At 67.4% G+C, this 15,529-nt stretch carries 14 protein-coding genes and 1 pseudogene; 8 read left to right on the top strand and 7 right to left on the bottom strand.

Annotated elements, in window-relative coordinates:
- The first annotated feature begins 80 nt into the window (after positions 1 to 80).
- The 7 genes from LDO27_RS05695 to LDO27_RS05665 all read left to right on the top strand — a co-directional run bounded on the left by LDO27_RS05695 (position 81) and on the right by LDO27_RS05665 (position 6,249).
- Complete coding sequence (locus LDO27_RS05695; RefSeq protein WP_224040249.1) at positions 81 to 1,595, top strand: flagellin N-terminal helical domain-containing protein; 1,515 nt, start codon at positions 81 to 83, stop codon at positions 1,593 to 1,595.
- A gap of 288 nt (positions 1,596 to 1,883) precedes the next feature.
- Positions 1,884 to 2,249 carry a flagellar protein FlaG gene (locus tag LDO27_RS05690; protein WP_224040247.1) on the top strand — a complete coding sequence of 122 codons (366 nt, stop codon included), beginning with the start codon at positions 1,884 to 1,886 and terminating at the stop codon, positions 2,247 to 2,249.
- Between the two features lie 57 nt (positions 2,250 to 2,306).
- Positions 2,307 to 3,740 carry a flagellar filament capping protein FliD gene (gene fliD, locus LDO27_RS05685; protein WP_224040245.1) on the top strand — a complete coding sequence of 478 codons (1,434 nt, stop codon included), beginning with the start codon at positions 2,307 to 2,309 and terminating at the stop codon, positions 3,738 to 3,740.
- A 67-nt stretch (positions 3,741 to 3,807) separates the two neighbouring features.
- Positions 3,808 to 4,245, top strand: a complete 438-nt coding sequence (fliS, locus tag LDO27_RS05680) for a flagellar export chaperone FliS (protein ID WP_224040243.1) — start codon at positions 3,808 to 3,810, stop codon at positions 4,243 to 4,245.
- A 1-nt stretch (position 4,246) separates the two neighbouring features.
- Positions 4,247 to 4,582, top strand: a complete 336-nt coding sequence (locus LDO27_RS05675) for a flagellar protein FliT (RefSeq protein WP_224040241.1) — start codon at positions 4,247 to 4,249, stop codon at positions 4,580 to 4,582.
- A 45-nt stretch (positions 4,583 to 4,627) separates the two neighbouring features.
- Positions 4,628 to 5,959, top strand: coding sequence for a flagellar hook-length control protein FliK (locus LDO27_RS05670; RefSeq protein WP_224040239.1), 1,332 nt, complete (start codon positions 4,628 to 4,630; stop codon positions 5,957 to 5,959).
- On the top strand, positions 5,956 to 6,249 hold the full coding sequence (locus LDO27_RS05665) for an EscU/YscU/HrcU family type III secretion system export apparatus switch protein (RefSeq protein WP_222204798.1): 294 nt from the start codon (positions 5,956 to 5,958) through the stop codon (positions 6,247 to 6,249). Before LDO27_RS05670 ends, LDO27_RS05665 begins: the two co-directional genes overlap by 4 nt.
- A 59-nt stretch (positions 6,250 to 6,308) precedes the next feature.
- On the opposite strand, the gene LDO27_RS05660 is transcribed toward LDO27_RS05665, so the two are convergent.
- Positions 6,309 to 6,755: an RNA chaperone Hfq gene (locus LDO27_RS05660; RefSeq protein ID WP_224040237.1), complete on the bottom strand. Its 447-nt coding sequence runs from the start codon at positions 6,753 to 6,755 to the stop codon at positions 6,309 to 6,311.
- 974 nt (positions 6,756 to 7,729) lie between these two features.
- Here LDO27_RS05660 and LDO27_RS05655 point away from each other — a divergent pair.
- Complete coding sequence (locus tag LDO27_RS05655) at positions 7,730 to 9,211, top strand: MDR family MFS transporter (protein ID WP_224040829.1); 1,482 nt, start codon at positions 7,730 to 7,732, stop codon at positions 9,209 to 9,211.
- 3 nt (positions 9,212 to 9,214) lie between these two features.
- Here the strand turns inward: LDO27_RS05655 and LDO27_RS05650 are convergent, their stop codons facing one another.
- The 6 genes and pseudogenes from LDO27_RS05650 to LDO27_RS05625 form a co-directional block, all read right to left on the bottom strand.
- Positions 9,215 to 10,171 (bottom strand): oxygenase MpaB family protein, encoded by a 957-nt coding sequence (locus tag LDO27_RS05650; protein WP_222205218.1) that lies wholly within the window; start codon positions 10,169 to 10,171, stop codon positions 9,215 to 9,217.
- Positions 10,172 to 10,185: 14 nt separating this feature from the next.
- Positions 10,186 to 11,208 carry a cytochrome d ubiquinol oxidase subunit II gene (locus tag LDO27_RS05645; protein WP_222204803.1) on the bottom strand — a complete coding sequence of 341 codons (1,023 nt, stop codon included), beginning with the start codon at positions 11,206 to 11,208 and terminating at the stop codon, positions 10,186 to 10,188.
- A pseudogene (locus LDO27_RS05640) lies at positions 11,205 to 12,580 on the bottom strand (cytochrome ubiquinol oxidase subunit I). The gene LDO27_RS05645 and the pseudogene LDO27_RS05640 overlap by 4 nt, the downstream one beginning before the upstream one ends.
- Before the next feature lie 5 nt (positions 12,581 to 12,585).
- A complete protein-coding gene (locus LDO27_RS05635; RefSeq protein WP_224040235.1) occupies positions 12,586 to 13,182 on the bottom strand; it encodes a GbsR/MarR family transcriptional regulator in 597 nt (198 codons plus the stop codon).
- 111 nt (positions 13,183 to 13,293) lie between these two features.
- Positions 13,294 to 14,475, bottom strand: a complete 1,182-nt coding sequence (locus LDO27_RS05630; RefSeq protein WP_224040233.1) for an alpha-hydroxy acid oxidase — start codon at positions 14,473 to 14,475, stop codon at positions 13,294 to 13,296.
- A gap of 41 nt (positions 14,476 to 14,516) precedes the next feature.
- A complete protein-coding gene (locus LDO27_RS05625; protein ID WP_224040231.1) occupies positions 14,517 to 15,512 on the bottom strand; it encodes a Bug family tripartite tricarboxylate transporter substrate binding protein in 996 nt (331 codons plus the stop codon).
- Positions 15,513 to 15,529 lie beyond the last annotated feature (17 nt).

Below are 15,529 nucleotides of genomic sequence, written 5' to 3'. Positions count from 1 at the left end.
ATTACACACTGCTCGGTGGGCAGCCAGCGTTACGGCGATAGCCGGAAAGCCTTAATTCTTTCAGATCACAAGGAGCCGCCATGGCGCAAGTAATCAATACCAACACGTTGTCTCTGATGACTCAGAACAACCTGAACACCTCGCAGTCGAGCCTCAACACTGCGATCCAGCGTCTGTCGTCGGGCCTGCGCATCAACAGCGCCAAGGACGATGCTGCTGGCCAGGCAATTGCCAACCGCTTCACCGCCAACATCAAGGGCCTGACGCAAGCTTCGCGTAACGCCAACGACGGTATCTCGATCGCTCAGACGACCGAAGGCGCGCTGAACGAAATCAACAACAACCTGCAACGTATCCGCGAACTGTCGACCCAGGCTGCCAACGGCACGAACTCGGATTCGGATCTGACCTCGATCCAGGCTGAAATCACCCAGCGTCTGGACGAAATCGACCGCGTGTCGGGCCAGACCCAGTTCAACGGCGTGAAGGTTCTCGCCAAGGACAACACCCTGACGATCCAAGTTGGTTCGAAGGACAGCGAGACCATCTCGATCAACCTGAAGGAAATCACGGCCGACACGCTGGGCCTGGGTTCCTACGACATCAGCAAGTCGCTGCAGAAGGCCAACGTGGCCACGACCGCAACGACCGAACTGACCGCCGGCACGATCGCTGTGACCGACCTCGAGTTCACCGACACCGCCAGCAGCTCCGCCTGGGAAATCTACGTCGACGACGCAGATCCGGACACCCTGTACGTGTCGAACGACAGCGGCTCGACGTTCTACGCTGCTACGTACAACTCGACGACCAACGCGCTCGAGTTCGACTCGACGACGTCGGTGGCCGCCACGGCATCCGCCGCTGCCGGTCAGGACGTGCACGTTGGTGGTGGCATGATCGTGGCTGCCGACGACATCGTTGGCCGTACCGACGCGAACGCCGCCGCTACCGCGACGCTGCACCTGGATTCGGCTGGTTCGTACTACGTGTCGCTGGACGGTGGTTCGACGTTCATCACCGCGACGGTCGACGCATCGGCTGGTACGGTTTCGTACGACTCGTCGGCTGCTACGACGGCTGCTACGGTTGGCAGCGCGCTGACCGAAGTGGGTGTCCCGGGTTCCGCAGTGACCGTGGACCTGAGCGGTCTGGACGCGACCAAGGTTGGCAGCAGCCCGGCCCTGCACGCCCTGAAGACCCCGCTGGCAGATGGCACGAAGTATGTCGTGAAGGGCCAGAACGACGACGGCGCCGAAGTGTTCTTCGAAGCCACCGTCAACGCCTCGACCGGCGCTGTGACGCTGGGCGACGAGCTGACCGCCGACCCGCTGTCGAAGCTGGACTCCGCTCTGGCAACCGTTGACTCGCTGCGTAGCGACCTGGGTGCAATCCAGAACCGCTTCGAATCGACCATCAACAACCTGAACAACACGGTCACCAACCTGTCCGCCGCCCGTTCGCGTATCGAAGACGCTGACTACGCAGTGGAAGTGTCGAACATGACCCGTGCGCAGATCCTGCAGCAAGCTGGTACCTCGGTGCTGGCTCAAGCGAACCAGACCACGCAAAACGTGCTGTCGCTGCTGCGTTAATCGCAGGTTCAGTAACACGCAGTATCCCGGAAGAACATCTCCGGGCCGGGAAAACCGGGCCAGCCTCACCGGCTGGTCCGGTTTTTCGCCGGAGCCCTCGGCAAGTGGGCCGCCATCGGCGGGTCGCCATTTGCCCAGGGCCCGGAATTCTGAGGAAGTGTTCAGGCACGCCGTGCGAACGGCCTGGCCTCTTCCTCAGCGTTCCGCGAAGCCGCAGATCCGGCTTCACGCCGCAGCAACCGGTCAGCAGCACAACTATCGACGAACCAGCCTTCGACGGACCCGATCATGGAAGCTTCCGCCACTGCCTTGGTAAACGCGCCCGCCGGGCCACTGGGCACTGCCCCGTCCGCACCGCGCGCACCGGTCTCCGCCAGCGGGGCACCCGTGGGCGCGCAGGCCGCCGCCGGCAAGCCGGCGGACGAGCAGCCGCCGGCGGAGCTGGCCGGTCAGGTGGCCGAGCTGAACGACCTGCTCAAGGGCACCTGGGTCAGCCTGCGGATCGACATCGACAAGGAAAGCCGGCATGTGGTGACCACCGTGGTCGACCGCGACACCGGCGATGTCATCCGCCAGATCCCGTCGGAAGAATTCCTGCGCGTCTCGCGCGCCATGAACAAGTTGCAGGGGCTGCTGGTCAGCCAGAAGGCGTGAGCCGCGGCGCGGTTCGGCAATCGAAACAGTGAAACTTAGCTAGCAAGGAACAACAACATGGCGGTCTCCTCCATCGGTATCGGCTCCGGCCTCCCCCTGAGCGACCTGCTCGACGACCTCGAAGCGGCGGAAAACAGCAAGCTGAAGGTGATCGAGTCGCGCCAGGCCTATACGGAAGCGAAGATCTCCGGCTACGGCAGCTTCAAGAGCGCGCTGGAGGCCTACCAGAAGGCCGCCAAGGCGATGATGAGCAACGACACCTGGAGCGCGGCCAAGACCTCGCTCGGCACGTCGGGCATCATCGGCGTGTCCGCCACGGCCAAGGCTGTGAACGGCGACTACACGGTTACGGTCAACCGCCTGGCGCAGGCGCAATCGCTGGCCTCCAAGGGCTTTGCCAAGACCGACACCGCCGTCGGCACCGGCACGCTGACGTTCGAGTTCGGCACCACCACCGGCTACGACGAAACCTCCGGCACCTACATCGATCCGGAATTCACCCCGGTCGCCAGCAAGACCAAGTCGATCACCATCGACAGCACCAACAACACGCTGCAGGGCATGCGCGACGCCATCAACAAGGCGGACATGGGCGTCACGGCCAGTATCGTCAACGATGGCAGCGGCACGCCTTACCGCCTGGTGCTGACCTCGAAGGAGACCGGCGAAGCCTCGACCATGCGCATCACCGGCACCGGCACGGTGGCCAACGCCATCGGCTACGATCCGGAAGCCGCCACGCAGCCCAGCGGCACGACCGAGACGCTGCGCGGCACGAATGCCAAGGCCACCATCAACGGCATGGTGGTCACCAGCACCAGCAACACGTTCAAGGAAGCCATCCAGGGCGTGACGCTCACCACCGTGTCGCTGGGCACCAGCACGCTGAAGGTCACGCGCGATACCGCTGCGATGAAGAACGCCGCCGACGAATTCGTCAGCGCGTACAACAAGCTGCAATCGACGATCGCGGACCTGACCGCGTTCGACGTGGACGAGGAAACGAATGCCGCGCTGACCGGCGACGGCACGCTGCGCAATATCCAGGTGCAGTTGCGCACGATCATGAATACGCCGCAGGGCGGCACGTCGCCGTACAAGATGCTGGGCGACGTGGGCATCGAGTTCCAGCTCGACGGCACCATGAAGGTGGACGAAGAGAAGTTCACGGCCGCGGTGGAGAACAACCTGGCCGGCATGCAGCAGCTGTTCGCCGGCGACGGCACCACCGGCGGCGTGGGCCGCGCGCTGTCGGACAAGATCACCAGCTACACCCGTACCGGCGGCTCGCTGACCGTGGCGACCGAAGGCGCCAAGACGCAGCTCGACGACCTGGACGATCTCTACGAGACCACCGAGGAACGCATCGAAGCGACCATCGCGCGCTATCGCGCCCAGTTCGCCGCGCTCGACACGCTGGTCTCGCAGATGAACAACACCAGCAATTATCTGACCCAGCAGTTCAACGCCATGAACGGGAACAACAAGTAAGCGTACCCGGCATGGCCCAGCCGGCGTCCGCGCCGGCTGAAACCGAATATTCCAAGGAAAGCACACCATGTATGCCCGCAATGCCGCGAACGCATATGCCACGTTGGGCGTCCACACCGGCGTGATGAGCGCCAGTCCGCATCAGCTCATCGTGATGTTGTTCGATGGCGCCCGCAGCGCCATCGCGCGCGCGAAATTCCTGATGTCGACGGGCCATGTCGCCGCGAAGGGCGACGCGATTTCCAAGGCGATCGACATCGTCGAGAACGGCCTGCGCGCCGTGCTGGATCACGAGGCGGGCGGCGAGATCGCGGCCAATCTCGAACAGCTCTATGAATACATGGCGCGCCGCCTGATGCTCGCCAATATCCGCAACGACGTGGCGCTGCTCGACGAAGTCGACGGGCTGCTCGAAGGCCTCGCCTCCGCATGGAGCGAGGCGGGCCAGGCGAACGACGCCGGACAGGCACAGGCCGATGTACAACGTGCGGCAATGGGGGCCTGACATGGGAACCGCCAGTCCGCTGCTGCGTTGCTACGAAGAGCTCGAGCGCATCTGCAGGGAAATGCTCGAAGCGTGCGAGGCGCAGAACTGGGACGCGATGAACGGCTTGCAGCAGGTCTACAGCCAGCAGGTCGAAGTGTTGCGTACCGCGCAGGATCTGCCGCGCGCGCTGTCCGAGGAGGAGCGCGCGGTGCGCCACCGCAAGCTCGAACGCATCCTGTCGTACGATGCCGCGATCCGCAAGATACTCGTTCCCGAATGGGAACGGCTCTCGGATCTGCTCGGCACCGCCCGTCGCCGGCTCGACCTCGGCCACACCTACCGCGTCCCTTTCTGACGCCGCCCGTGCCGGACCGTCGCTAGCGGCGGTCCGCTACCCACTATGGCAGGCATTCCCGTTACGCCCGATCCGTCCACGCTGATGCGTGGCGGCGAGGCCCTGAACCGTTCGGCGCCGCCGGTCTCGCGACTGGCCGCGCTGCTGCCCGTGCTTCCCACGGCGGACGGCGGCGTCGCGCCTGGCGACAACACGCTGATTCGAGCGGGTGTCGGCACGGCGGCCACCGAGCGGGGCGGCGGGAGCGGCGCCGCGCATGGCCAGACCACTTCGACGCGCGAAACGCTCAGCTTTGCCGCCCGCGCCATCCTGCATGTGCTGGACGGCGAGGGCATGGCCGCACCGCCCGGTGCGCCCGTGCTGCGCTCGGCCCCCAGTGGAACGCCCGCGCAGCTCGCCACGGCGCTGCGCCAGGCGCTGCCGCAACTGTTGCAGCAAAGCGGTCTGTTCTACGAAAGCCATCTGGCCGACTGGGTGCAAGGCGCGCGCCCGCTGGCCGAGGTCAGAGGCGAGCCGCAGGCACGGCTGGCAAGCCCGCCGGCACCGCACGCTCCGGCGCCGGGCCAGGCCGGTGGCCCCATGGGCGGGCAGCCGCACGGCGCCCCTGGAGCGCCCGCCGCGCCTGTGTTGCTGCTGCCCGCGCCGAGCGGATCGTCCCCCTCCGCGACCCTGCCTATGCTGCCGGGCCCCGCTGCCGGCGAACCTGGGCAGGCCAAGGCCGAAGAGGGCGCCGCCCGCCCGGGAGAGCGGCCGGCCGCCGATACGCCGGTGGCCAAAAAGGGAGCGCGCCAGCTCGATCCGTTGCCGGCGCGCTCGCCCACCGAACTGCTTGCCAGGCAGACCGCCAATGCCGCGGTCGCCTACGAGTCCGTGGCACAGGGCGCCCACGCGCGCCGTGCCGAGGTCGTGTTCGACGTAACCCCGCCATCGTCGTCCGGCGGCGAGGCGCCCGCCGGCAACGCCCGCACCGAGGCGCCGGCCGCCAACCCGATTCATCCCGCGACCGAGGGTCTCGTGCGCCAGCAGCTCGAACTGCTCGCCACGCAGCAATTCCGCTGGAGCGGCGAAGCGTGGCCCGACGTGCCGATGGAATGGGAAGTGTCGCGCCGTCAGGGGGACACCGGCGGCGCCGCGGACGAACAACCGTGGTCGACGAAGCTCGTCATCGACCTGCCACGGCTTGGGCGCGTCGAGGCGCGGCTCACGCTGAACGGCACCGGGCTCGAAGCCACCGTGTCGACGGTGCGCGGCGAGACCGCGTCGCGCCTGAACGACTCGCGTTCGGCGTTCTCCGGCAACCTGTCGGCCAACGGTCTGGTGCTGATGCGGCTGACGGTCAGCCCGGGCCTGCCCGATGACAAGCGGGGGCGGCCATGAGCGCGCCCGCGGACAAGGACCCGCGCGCCGGCGCGGTGGCACTGCGCTACGAGGAGGGAGACGGGGCGCCGCGCGTGGTGGCCAAGGGCTACGGCGTGGTCGCGGACTCGATCATTTCCCGCGCCAGGGAAGCTGGCGTCTACGTGCATGATTCGCCGGCCCTGGTGAACCTGCTGATGCAGGTCGATCTCGATTCCCAGATTCCGCCGCAACTGTACGTCGCCGTCGCCGAGTTGCTCGCCTGGCTCTATGCGGTGGAACGCGCGGACCTCGATCCCGCCGCGGCCTGATCGCGCCGGGGCCGGCGCCGCCGCCTGCTGCCCGGTTCCGGGCGGCCTTCCACGATTCCCTACACCGTGACGGTGCCTTGCAGCGCCAGCAGCGGGGCGGCCTGCGCGCTGTCCGCGGCCGGCGCTTCCGCGTCGGGCGCCGGCGTGTCGGCACATTCGACCTCGCGACGTCTGGCCGGCGGCCGCTTGCGCCGCGTCCGCGTGCGCGGCACGAAGATCGGCACGAAGTCCGGCGAGTCCGGCATCTCGTCGGCCGGCAGCGAAACATCCGCGGGAACCTGCGTCACCGCCGAGATGGAATGCTTGTAGATCAGTTGGGGGTTGGTGTCGCCGTCATGCATGGCCAGGAGCACCATGTACTCGTCCGAGCCCACGACGATGCCGCGCAAGCGGGTCCCGTTGGACAGATGGATGACAACGGGAAGCCGGCTGGCGCTGTGAATGGCCAGTTGCTGCTGTTGAAGTTTCCGTCCGGGACGCTTACTTCTGGTTTCCTGATGCTTCACGACGACTCCGGAAGAACTCTGCAGAGTTCTATCGACCGATTTTGGCCGGGATAAAGCAATAAAAATAGGTGTCGGCTTCAGAAAACCGAAAGCGGTGCGTGGAACGGCTCACGGCGAGCACGGCCGCGGGGTCGTGAGACGGTCGGCGGCTGCCGTCAAAGCGAAGAGGGGATGACCATCCGCGTCCGGAGGAGCGTTTCACGTCCGGCCGTGGATCGGCGCCGCGCCGTCGTTTGCTGCTCGGCGCGACGACGCGAGCAGACTGGGCGGCGGGTTGGGCGAGGGGCCTGCCGTGGCGTCCCGCGGTGTGCGATACGTGCCGACACCTCAGTAAGCGACGACAGCGTAACAATTAGCGGGAACGCGGAGATTTTCCATCAGGATTTCTACCGATGGAAAGCCGATTTACATCTCATCTGCGCGACGTTATATTCGCACTGAGCCTTACGGCTCCTGGAAGTCCTGGAAAGCCTACGAGCACCCCGCGCGTGGGCTTCTTTTTTTTGCATCCGCGCTTTTTCTACCTTCCGTGGCGGGCGACGGCGCTGGGCCGTTCTTCCTGACACGCCACCATTAGATGACATTTTGCCTCCTTGTCATCACTCAAATACATTAGGTTTTCCCCTTTATTTCTCACTTGCATCGCACAAAAAGTGCTGCAAAAGTATCTTTGGCGGCACGTTGCGACTTCTGGGAGGCACGTTGCGGCACACTTGGCCAGCATGATCGGGCAGCGGCGCCTACAATAGCGCCTTTGTATACCGAATCGGACGAGTCCGGTATCGCCGTCGCCGCCCGCCAGGCGCTTCGCGCCCCCGCCGCCTTCCCCCGTCCAGATGCGTCTCATGACCGCCTCCGCCTCACGCCCAGTTCCTCCGCATTCCCTGTCGGCCGCCGCAGGCGCGTCCGGCGCCCCCGGGGCGGCGCAGCGCACGGCCGCCGAGCCGGTGCAGCCGCCGCCGGATGTGCCGGTGATGCAGGTAATCTTCGGCCTGATGCTGGCGATCCTGCTCGGGGCATTGGAGCAATCGATCGTGGCGGTGGTGCTGCCCGAGATCGCGCTGCGGCTCAATGGATTCGAACTGATGGCGTGGGTCGTGTCCGCCTACCTGATCGCCTCGACGGTGGCCACGCCGATCTACGGAAAGCTTTCCGACGTGCTGGGCCGCCGCTCCGTGCTGTCGTTCGCCATCGTGCTGTTCCTGCTTGCCTCGATCGCGTGCGCGCTGGCCCAGACCATGCCGCAACTGATCGTGGCGCGCATCCTTCAGGGCCTCGGCGGCGGCGGCCTGATCTCGGTCTCGCAGGCCGCCATCGCCGACGTGGTGCCGCTGCGCGACCGGGGCCGCTACCAGGGCTATGTGAGCGGGGTGTGGGCGGTGGCAAGTATGGCCGGTCCGGTGATCGGCGGCTATCTGGCCCATTACCTGTCGTGGCGCTGGATCTTCTGGATCAACCTGCCGCTGGCGTTGCTCGCGTTGATCGTGGTCCGGCGCGCGCTGCGCCACCTGCCGGCCGGCGGCCGGCGCCAGCGCATCGACTATCTCGGCGCGCTGCTGTTCGGCGGCGGTCTCACGGGGGTGCTCGTGTTTCTCACCCGGCTGGGGCAGGGGCATGAACTGTGGCGCGCCGACACGCTCGGGCTGCTGCTGGCGGGACTGGTGGGCCTGGCCTGCTTCGTCTGGCAGGAGCGCCGCGCCGCCGATCCGGTGATCCCGCTGGCGATGCTGCGCGTGCCGACGGTGGCGATCTGCTGCATCACGCTGTTCCTGTGCTTCTTCCAACTGATCGCGATGTCCGTGCTGCTGCCGCTGCGATTCCAGGTCGTCGGTGGCGCGCAGGCCGACGAGGCCGCGCTGCGGCTGGTGCCGCTGACGCTGGCGATTCCCTTCGGCGCATTCGTCGCCGGCCGGCTGATGACGCTCACGGGCCGCTACAAGCCGCTGCAGATGACCGGCGCGACGGTCGCGCCGCTGGCCATCGCGGCGCTCGCCTTCGTCAGCCCCGGCGCCGTGCCGCTGACGGCGATCGTCATGGTCGTGCTGGGCCTCGCGATCGGCCTGCAACTGCCCAGCGGGCTGGTGGCGACGCAGAATGCCGTGCCGCCCAGCCAGGTGGGCGTGGCCACCGCGCTGACCGCGTTTTCGCGCATGCTGGGCGGCGCCGTCGGCGTGGCGGTGCTCACCACGGTGCTGATCGCGCTGCTGCGCTACAGCGGCATGGCGACCGACGGCCTGCAGGCGGGCGAGGATGTGCTGATGAGCATGTTCCGGCGGGTGCTGGACCTGGGCGCGGGCGCGGATGCCGCGCTGGTGCGCGCGACCGCGGAGCGCGCCTTCCGCACGCTGTTCCTGCTCAGCGCGGCAGTATCGCTGGTGGCGCCCTTCCTGGTCGCGCGGCTGACGGAGGCGACGCTGCGCGGCAGCGCCAAGCCGGTCGCCGCCAGCGTCGAATAGCGGTCAGGCCTTCGCCGGATTGGCCACCCGCCGCCGTGCGCGCGCCGCCAGTCCGCCACCGAGCGCCCACCGCAGGCCCGGGGCCAGCAGGCGCATGGCGGCCAGCGCGGCCGGCCGCCGCAGCGACGCCGCGCCATGGACGCGCAGTTCGCGCCGGGCCCACGGCGGCAGCAGTGCGATACCGGCGTCCGCCATGATGCGCACGGCGGGCACCAGCAGGGGGCTGGGCACCGGCATCGCCAACACCAGCCGCACCACTTCCCGGGTACGGTCGCTGACCACCAGCTGCGGCCGCATCGCTTCCAGATAGGCGTCGATGTCCGCGCGGGTCCGCGGCACGTCGCTGGCCCCGAGCATTTCCGCCACCGTCGCCACTTCGCCGTAGTAGCGGTCCTGCTCGGCCCGGCTCAGCGGTCCGACATAACGCAGGTAGCCCGCGAGAAAGCTGGAGACTTCCGCCACATGGACCCAGGTGAGCAGCGCCGGATCGCTGGCCGCGTAGGGCCGGCCATCGGGGGCGATGCCGTGCACGCCGGTATGGATGCGCCGCACCCGTTCGATCAGCTTCAGCGCGTCGGCCCGGTTGCCATAGGTGGTGCCCGCGATGAATTGCGCAGTGCGGCCGAGCCGCCCCTGCATGTCGGAGCGGAAGGTGGAGTGGTCCCACACGCCGGCCAGCGCGAGCGGATGCATGGCCTGCAGCAGCAGCGCGCTGACGCCGCCGGCCAGCATCGCCGGGAAGTCGCCGTGCACCCGCCAGCAGACCGCCTCCGGCCCGAACAGGCCCGGGTCTCCGGGTGGATTGTCGTAGTCCAGCGTCAGGCCGGAATTGCTCCGCGTGATCGCGCGCACCTGCGCGCCCGCGTGGGTGCGGACCTTCGCGGTCCAGCGGCCCACGGGCCGCTCCTGCCTCTGCTGCCTGTCCTGCCGCCCTTGCGTGGTGTCGTGGCCGCCGCCCATCGTGTCCCGGTCGCTCAATAGTATTGGAGGTCCGTGGCCTTGCCCCAGAAGACCCGGTAGGCATAGATCGTATAGCCAAGGATGGTGGGCAGCACGATCACCGCACCGATCAGGATCACCATCAGGGACTCGGGCGCGCTCGCCGCCTGCCAGATATCGATGCGGTCCACCACCAGGTAGGGAAACAGGCTGTACGCCAGGCCGATGAATGCCAGCAGGAAGATCACCGCGGTGCCGACGAAGGGCACCCACGCCCAGTGGTCGTTGCCCACCGCATGCATGGCCGGCATGCGCCGCAGCAGCCGGTCGATGATGACGAACAGCGCCAGCGTGACGAGCGGGATCGGCGCGAGCAGGATGATGTTCGGCAGCGAGAACCACTTGTCGAAGATGCGCTCGCTGACCCAGGGCGTTACCAGCGAGATCGCCGCGATGCCGACGCCGGTGAGCCACAGCGTGCGCCGTGCCCAATGCATGGCGCGCAACTGCAGCGGCCCGACCGTCTTCATGATCAGCCAGCCCGCCCCCAGCAGGCAGTATCCGGACACCAGGCACAGGCCCACCACCACGGCGAAGGCGATGTCGAACCATTCGTACTGGAAGCCGGTGACATACAGCCCGAGCATCAGCCCCTGCGAAAAGCTGGCCAGCAGCGAGCCGCCGTAGAAGGCGCGGTTCCACCACGGCTTGTGGTGCGCGCGCGCCTTGACGCGGAAGTCGAACGCCACGCCCCGCACGATCAGCCCCACCAGCATCAGCGCCACCGGCAGATAGAGGTGCGTCAGGATGACGCCGTGGGCGATGGGAAAGGCCGTCAGCAGCAGCCCCACGCCGAGCACCAGCCACGTCTCGTTGGCATCCCAGAACGGGCCGATCGACGCGATCATGGTGTCCTTGTCGGCGTCGTCGGCGCGGCGCAGCAGCACGCCCACGCCGAGGTCGTAGCCATCCAGGATCACGTAGACCAGCATGGAGATGCCCATCAGGGCGAGGAAGACCAGCGGCATCCAGCCCGCGGGTTGGGTGAGGTCGGTCATTCTGCGCTCCGGATATCGCCAGGCACCACGGGTTGGGGAGTCTCGATCTCGGGGCGGTCCGGCGCGGGATCGCTGCCCGCCTTGCGCGCCAGGTAGAACACCACCGAGACATAGGCGGCGATCAGCACCGCATACAGCGCGAGATACATCGCCAGCGTCGCGCCGATCATGGTGGCCGGCACGTCGGAGGCGGCTTCGGCCGTGGTCAGCACCCCGTACACCAGGTACGGCTGGCGCCCGATCTCGGTCACATACCAGCCCGCGACCAGCGCGATCCAGCCCGAGAACGTCATCGCCACCAGCACACGCGCCAGCCACCGCGCCGGTTCGCCGCGCTTGCGCAGCTGCCATGCGCCCAGCCACGAAACGGCCAGCATCAGCAGGCCCATGCCGACCATGACGCGGAACGCGATGAAGATGGGCAGCACCGGCGGGTGCTCGGGGAAGGCGTCGATGCCCTTGACCTCGCCCTCCCATGCATGGGTCAGGTAGAACGAGGCCAGCCCTGGCACCGCGATCTCGAAGTCGTTGCTCTTGGTCAGCGCATTGGGCCAGCCGAACAGCACCGCCGGCACGCCCTTGCCAGTGGTCCAGATGCCTTCCATCGCGGCGATCTTGGCGGGCTGGTGGTGCAGCGTGTTCAGGCCATGCAGGTCGCCGACGACGATCTGCAGCGGGATCAGCGCGGCGGCGACGAACACGCCGGTGCGCAGCGACGACAGCACCTCCGGCGCACGGTCGCGCCGCAGCCAGCGATAGGCCGAGATGCCGGCCAGCAGGAACGACACCGTCAGCCCCGACGCAATCAGCATGTGCACCAGGCGATAGGGGAAGGAGGGATTGAAGATGACTTCCAGCCAGCTCGTGACATGGGCGCGGCCATCGATCATCTCGAAGCCGGCGGGGTCTGCATCCAAGAGTTCAGCGCCAGGATCCAGAAGGCGGACAGCGTCGTGCCGCCGGCCACCAGCAGCGTCGCGATGGTATGGGTGCGGTTGCTCACGCGGCGCATGCCGAACAGCATGATGCCGAGGAACGTTGCCTCCAGGAAAAAGGCGGTCAGTACCTCGTAGGCCAGCAGGGGCCCGGCCACATTGCCCACGCGCTCCATGTAGCCGGGCCAGTTGGTGCCGAACTGGAAGCTCATGGTGATGCCGCTGACCACGCCGAGCGCGAAGGTGAGCGCGAAGATCTTGACCCAGAAGCGATAGGCGGCCATCCAGCGGTCGTCGCCCGTCTTGTTGAAGCGCAGCTTGAAGAACAGCAGCACCCAGGTCAGCGCGATGCTGATGGTGGGAAACAGGATGTGGAAGGTGATATTGGCCGCGAACTGGATACGCGCGAGCAGGATGGGGTCCAGCGTGGAAAACATGGGCGTCACTCCTTGCCGGTGCGGGTGGACTTGCGCTTCGGGCGCTTTGCGTCGCTGCCGAGGGCGCCGGATATCCTGTCCTTCACTTCCACCAGCTTAGTTACCCGGGCGCCGAGCCGCATGAGCTTCTCCAGGGTGGCTACGTCCAGCTTCTGGATATCGCCAAACCATCCGGTCACCAGGGAAATCAGATCGTACATCTCCTTCATGCGCGCCTGCGCATGACGGTCGGCGGCCGTCGAGGCACTTTCGAGCTGCACCTCCCGCAGCATCGACAGCGTGGGATCGATCTCGCGGCGCCGCCGCTGCTCGGCCAGTGTGCGGAAAATGGTCCACACGTCGTCCGGCGCGGAGTAGTAGTCGCGGCGGTCGCCCGGGAGGTGCGACAGCCGAACGAGGTTCCAGGAGTCCAGCTCCTTCAGCCCGATGCTGACATTGGAGCGCGAGAAGCCAAGTGCCTCCGCGATCTCGTCGGCGTTGAGCGGGTCGGGAGAGGTGAAGAGAAGGGCATAGATCTGCCCCACGGTGCGATTGATGCCCCAGCGGTTGCCCATTTCGCCGAAGTGAAGGACAAAGCGCTGGACTAGGGGGGATAGCTGCATGGGTGAGGGCGCTTTTCTAACTTTCAGTAATTTCTGAAAGTTTAGACGAAACTCCTCGGGTGCGTGCGCCTGCCGGATGCGGCAGGTTGTCGCTGCCCGGGCGCCTCCCGGTCAGGCCCCGGCTACCCTCGCCGCCGCCGGGCCGGCTGCCATGCCTTGCGGCGAAGGCCACAGAAAGCTCTCGTCGATGGCGTCCACGCTGGTCGCCCCCAGCATCGCCATGTTGCGCGAGATTTCCTGCTTCATCAGCTCGATGGCCTTGCGCACGCCGGACAACCCCTGTACGGCGGCCGCGTAGCAGAACGGGCGGCCCACGAACACGAAGCGCGCACCGAGCGCCAGCGCCTTGATGGCGTCGCTGCCGCGCCGCACGCCGCTATCCAGCATCACCGGAACGCCGGGGCAGGCCCGTACGATGCCGGGCAGCACGCGCAGCGGCGCCACCGCCCCGTCCAGCTGCCGCCCGCCGTGGTTGGAGACGATGATGCCGTCCGCGCCCGCGTCCACCGCGATGCGGGCGTCGCGGGCGTCGAGGATGCCTTTGATCACGAGGGTGCCGGGCCACAGCCTGCGGATCAGCGCGAAGTGGCGCCAGTCCAGATGGCCGCGATCCGAGAAGTCGCGCTGCACGTTGGGCGACAGGATCGGCGCGCCGCGTGTGGCGTAGTTGTTCTCGAAATGCGGCACGCCATGACGCAACACGGTCTTCAGGAACGTGCCAAACAGCCAGCGTGGATGCGTGATGCCTTCCCACGCGAGCTTCGCGCTGGGCCGCAGCGGGGCCGAGAAGCCGGCGCGCGCGAAGTTCTCGCGGTTGGGCGGCACCGGGGTATCGACCGTGATCACCAGCGTGCCGTAGCCCGCCGCGCGCACGCGCTCGATCAGCGCGACGATGTTGGGCTGGTCGCCTGGCAGATACGCCTGGAACCACGCGTCGGCGTTGACCCGCACCACCTCTTCGAGCCGGATCAGCGACGATCCGCTCATCACCATCGGCACGTTCTCCGCCGCCGCGGCCTGCGCGAGCACGATGTCGCCGCGATAGGCGGACAGCGCCGCCAGGCCCATCGGCGCGATGCCGAAGGGCGACGCGTAGGTGCGGCCAAACAGCGTGGTCTCGGTGGAGCGGCGGGAAATGTCGACGAGCACGCGCGTAACGAGGCCCACGTCGTCGAAGGCGTCGCGATTGCCCTGGAACGAGCGGTAGCGCTCCGCGGCGCCGGCAATGTAGCCGAACACCGGCGCGGGCAGGCGGCGGCGCGCGGCCGCCTCGAAATCATCCAGGCACAGCATGGGGTTCTCGTCGTGGCGAAGGCAGTGGAGGCGGCGTCGGGCTACTCCGGCTTGATGCCGGACTTGCGCACCAGATCGCCCCACTTGACGCTCTCCGATGCCATGTACTGCCTGAACGTGGCGCTGTCGGACGCCTCCACCTTCATGCCCTGCGCAGCCATCCTGGCGCGCGTGTCGGGGTTTGCCATGGCCAGCTTCACACCGTGCTCCAGCTTCTGCACAACGTCGGTGGGCGTGCCGGCCGGCGCGTAGAGGCCGAACCACGTCAGTGCCTCGAAGCCCTTGAGGCCGGCTTCCGAGACCGTCGGAATGCTCGGCGCGCTCGGCGCGCGCTCCAGGCTCGAGACCGCGATCGCGCGCAGCTTGCCGCTGCGGATGTGCGGCAGCAGCGTCGGCAGGTTGCTGAACATCAGCGGCACCTGGTTGCCCAGCACGTCGGCGATGGCATTGGCTTCGCCCTTGTAGGGCACATGGACCATCTGCACGCCCGCCATCGTCGCGAACAGTTCCGCGGCGACGTGCTGCGGGCCGCCGGGGCCGGAGGACGCATAGTTCAGCGTGCCGTTCTTCTCGCGCGCGTACTTGATGACGTCCTGCACGGTATGCAGCGGCAGCGACGGATGCACCACCAGCACCAGCGGCACCGAAGCGATCAGCGATACCGGTGCGAAGTCCTTGACCGGGTCGAACCGCAGTTTCGGATACATCCCCGGGGCGACCACCATCGTCGACTGCGTGCCCAGCAGCAGCGTGTAGCCATCGGGCTTGGCGCGCGCCACGAGGTCGGCGGCGATGGTGCCCGTCGCGCCCGCGCGGTTTTCCACGACGAACGACTGGCCGAGGTCCTTGGCCAGCCCCTGGCCGACCAGCCGTGCGACCTGGTCGACGGCCCCGCCCGCGGAGAAGCCGACCAGCAGCGTGGCCGGCTTGGTGGGGTAGTCGGTTGCCGCGTGCGCGCCGCCCATGGCCAGCGCCATGGCCGCGTACAGCGATGTGGATACGAATCGACGGCGCGATGCCGCGTGGGCTTGTGTCATGTGTTGTCCCCTGGTGT

Source organism: Cupriavidus respiraculi (genome assembly GCF_914271545.1).
GTDB lineage: Bacteria > Pseudomonadota > Gammaproteobacteria > Burkholderiales > Burkholderiaceae > Cupriavidus > Cupriavidus respiraculi.
This window is presented reverse-complemented; position numbering and strand designations above follow the sequence as displayed.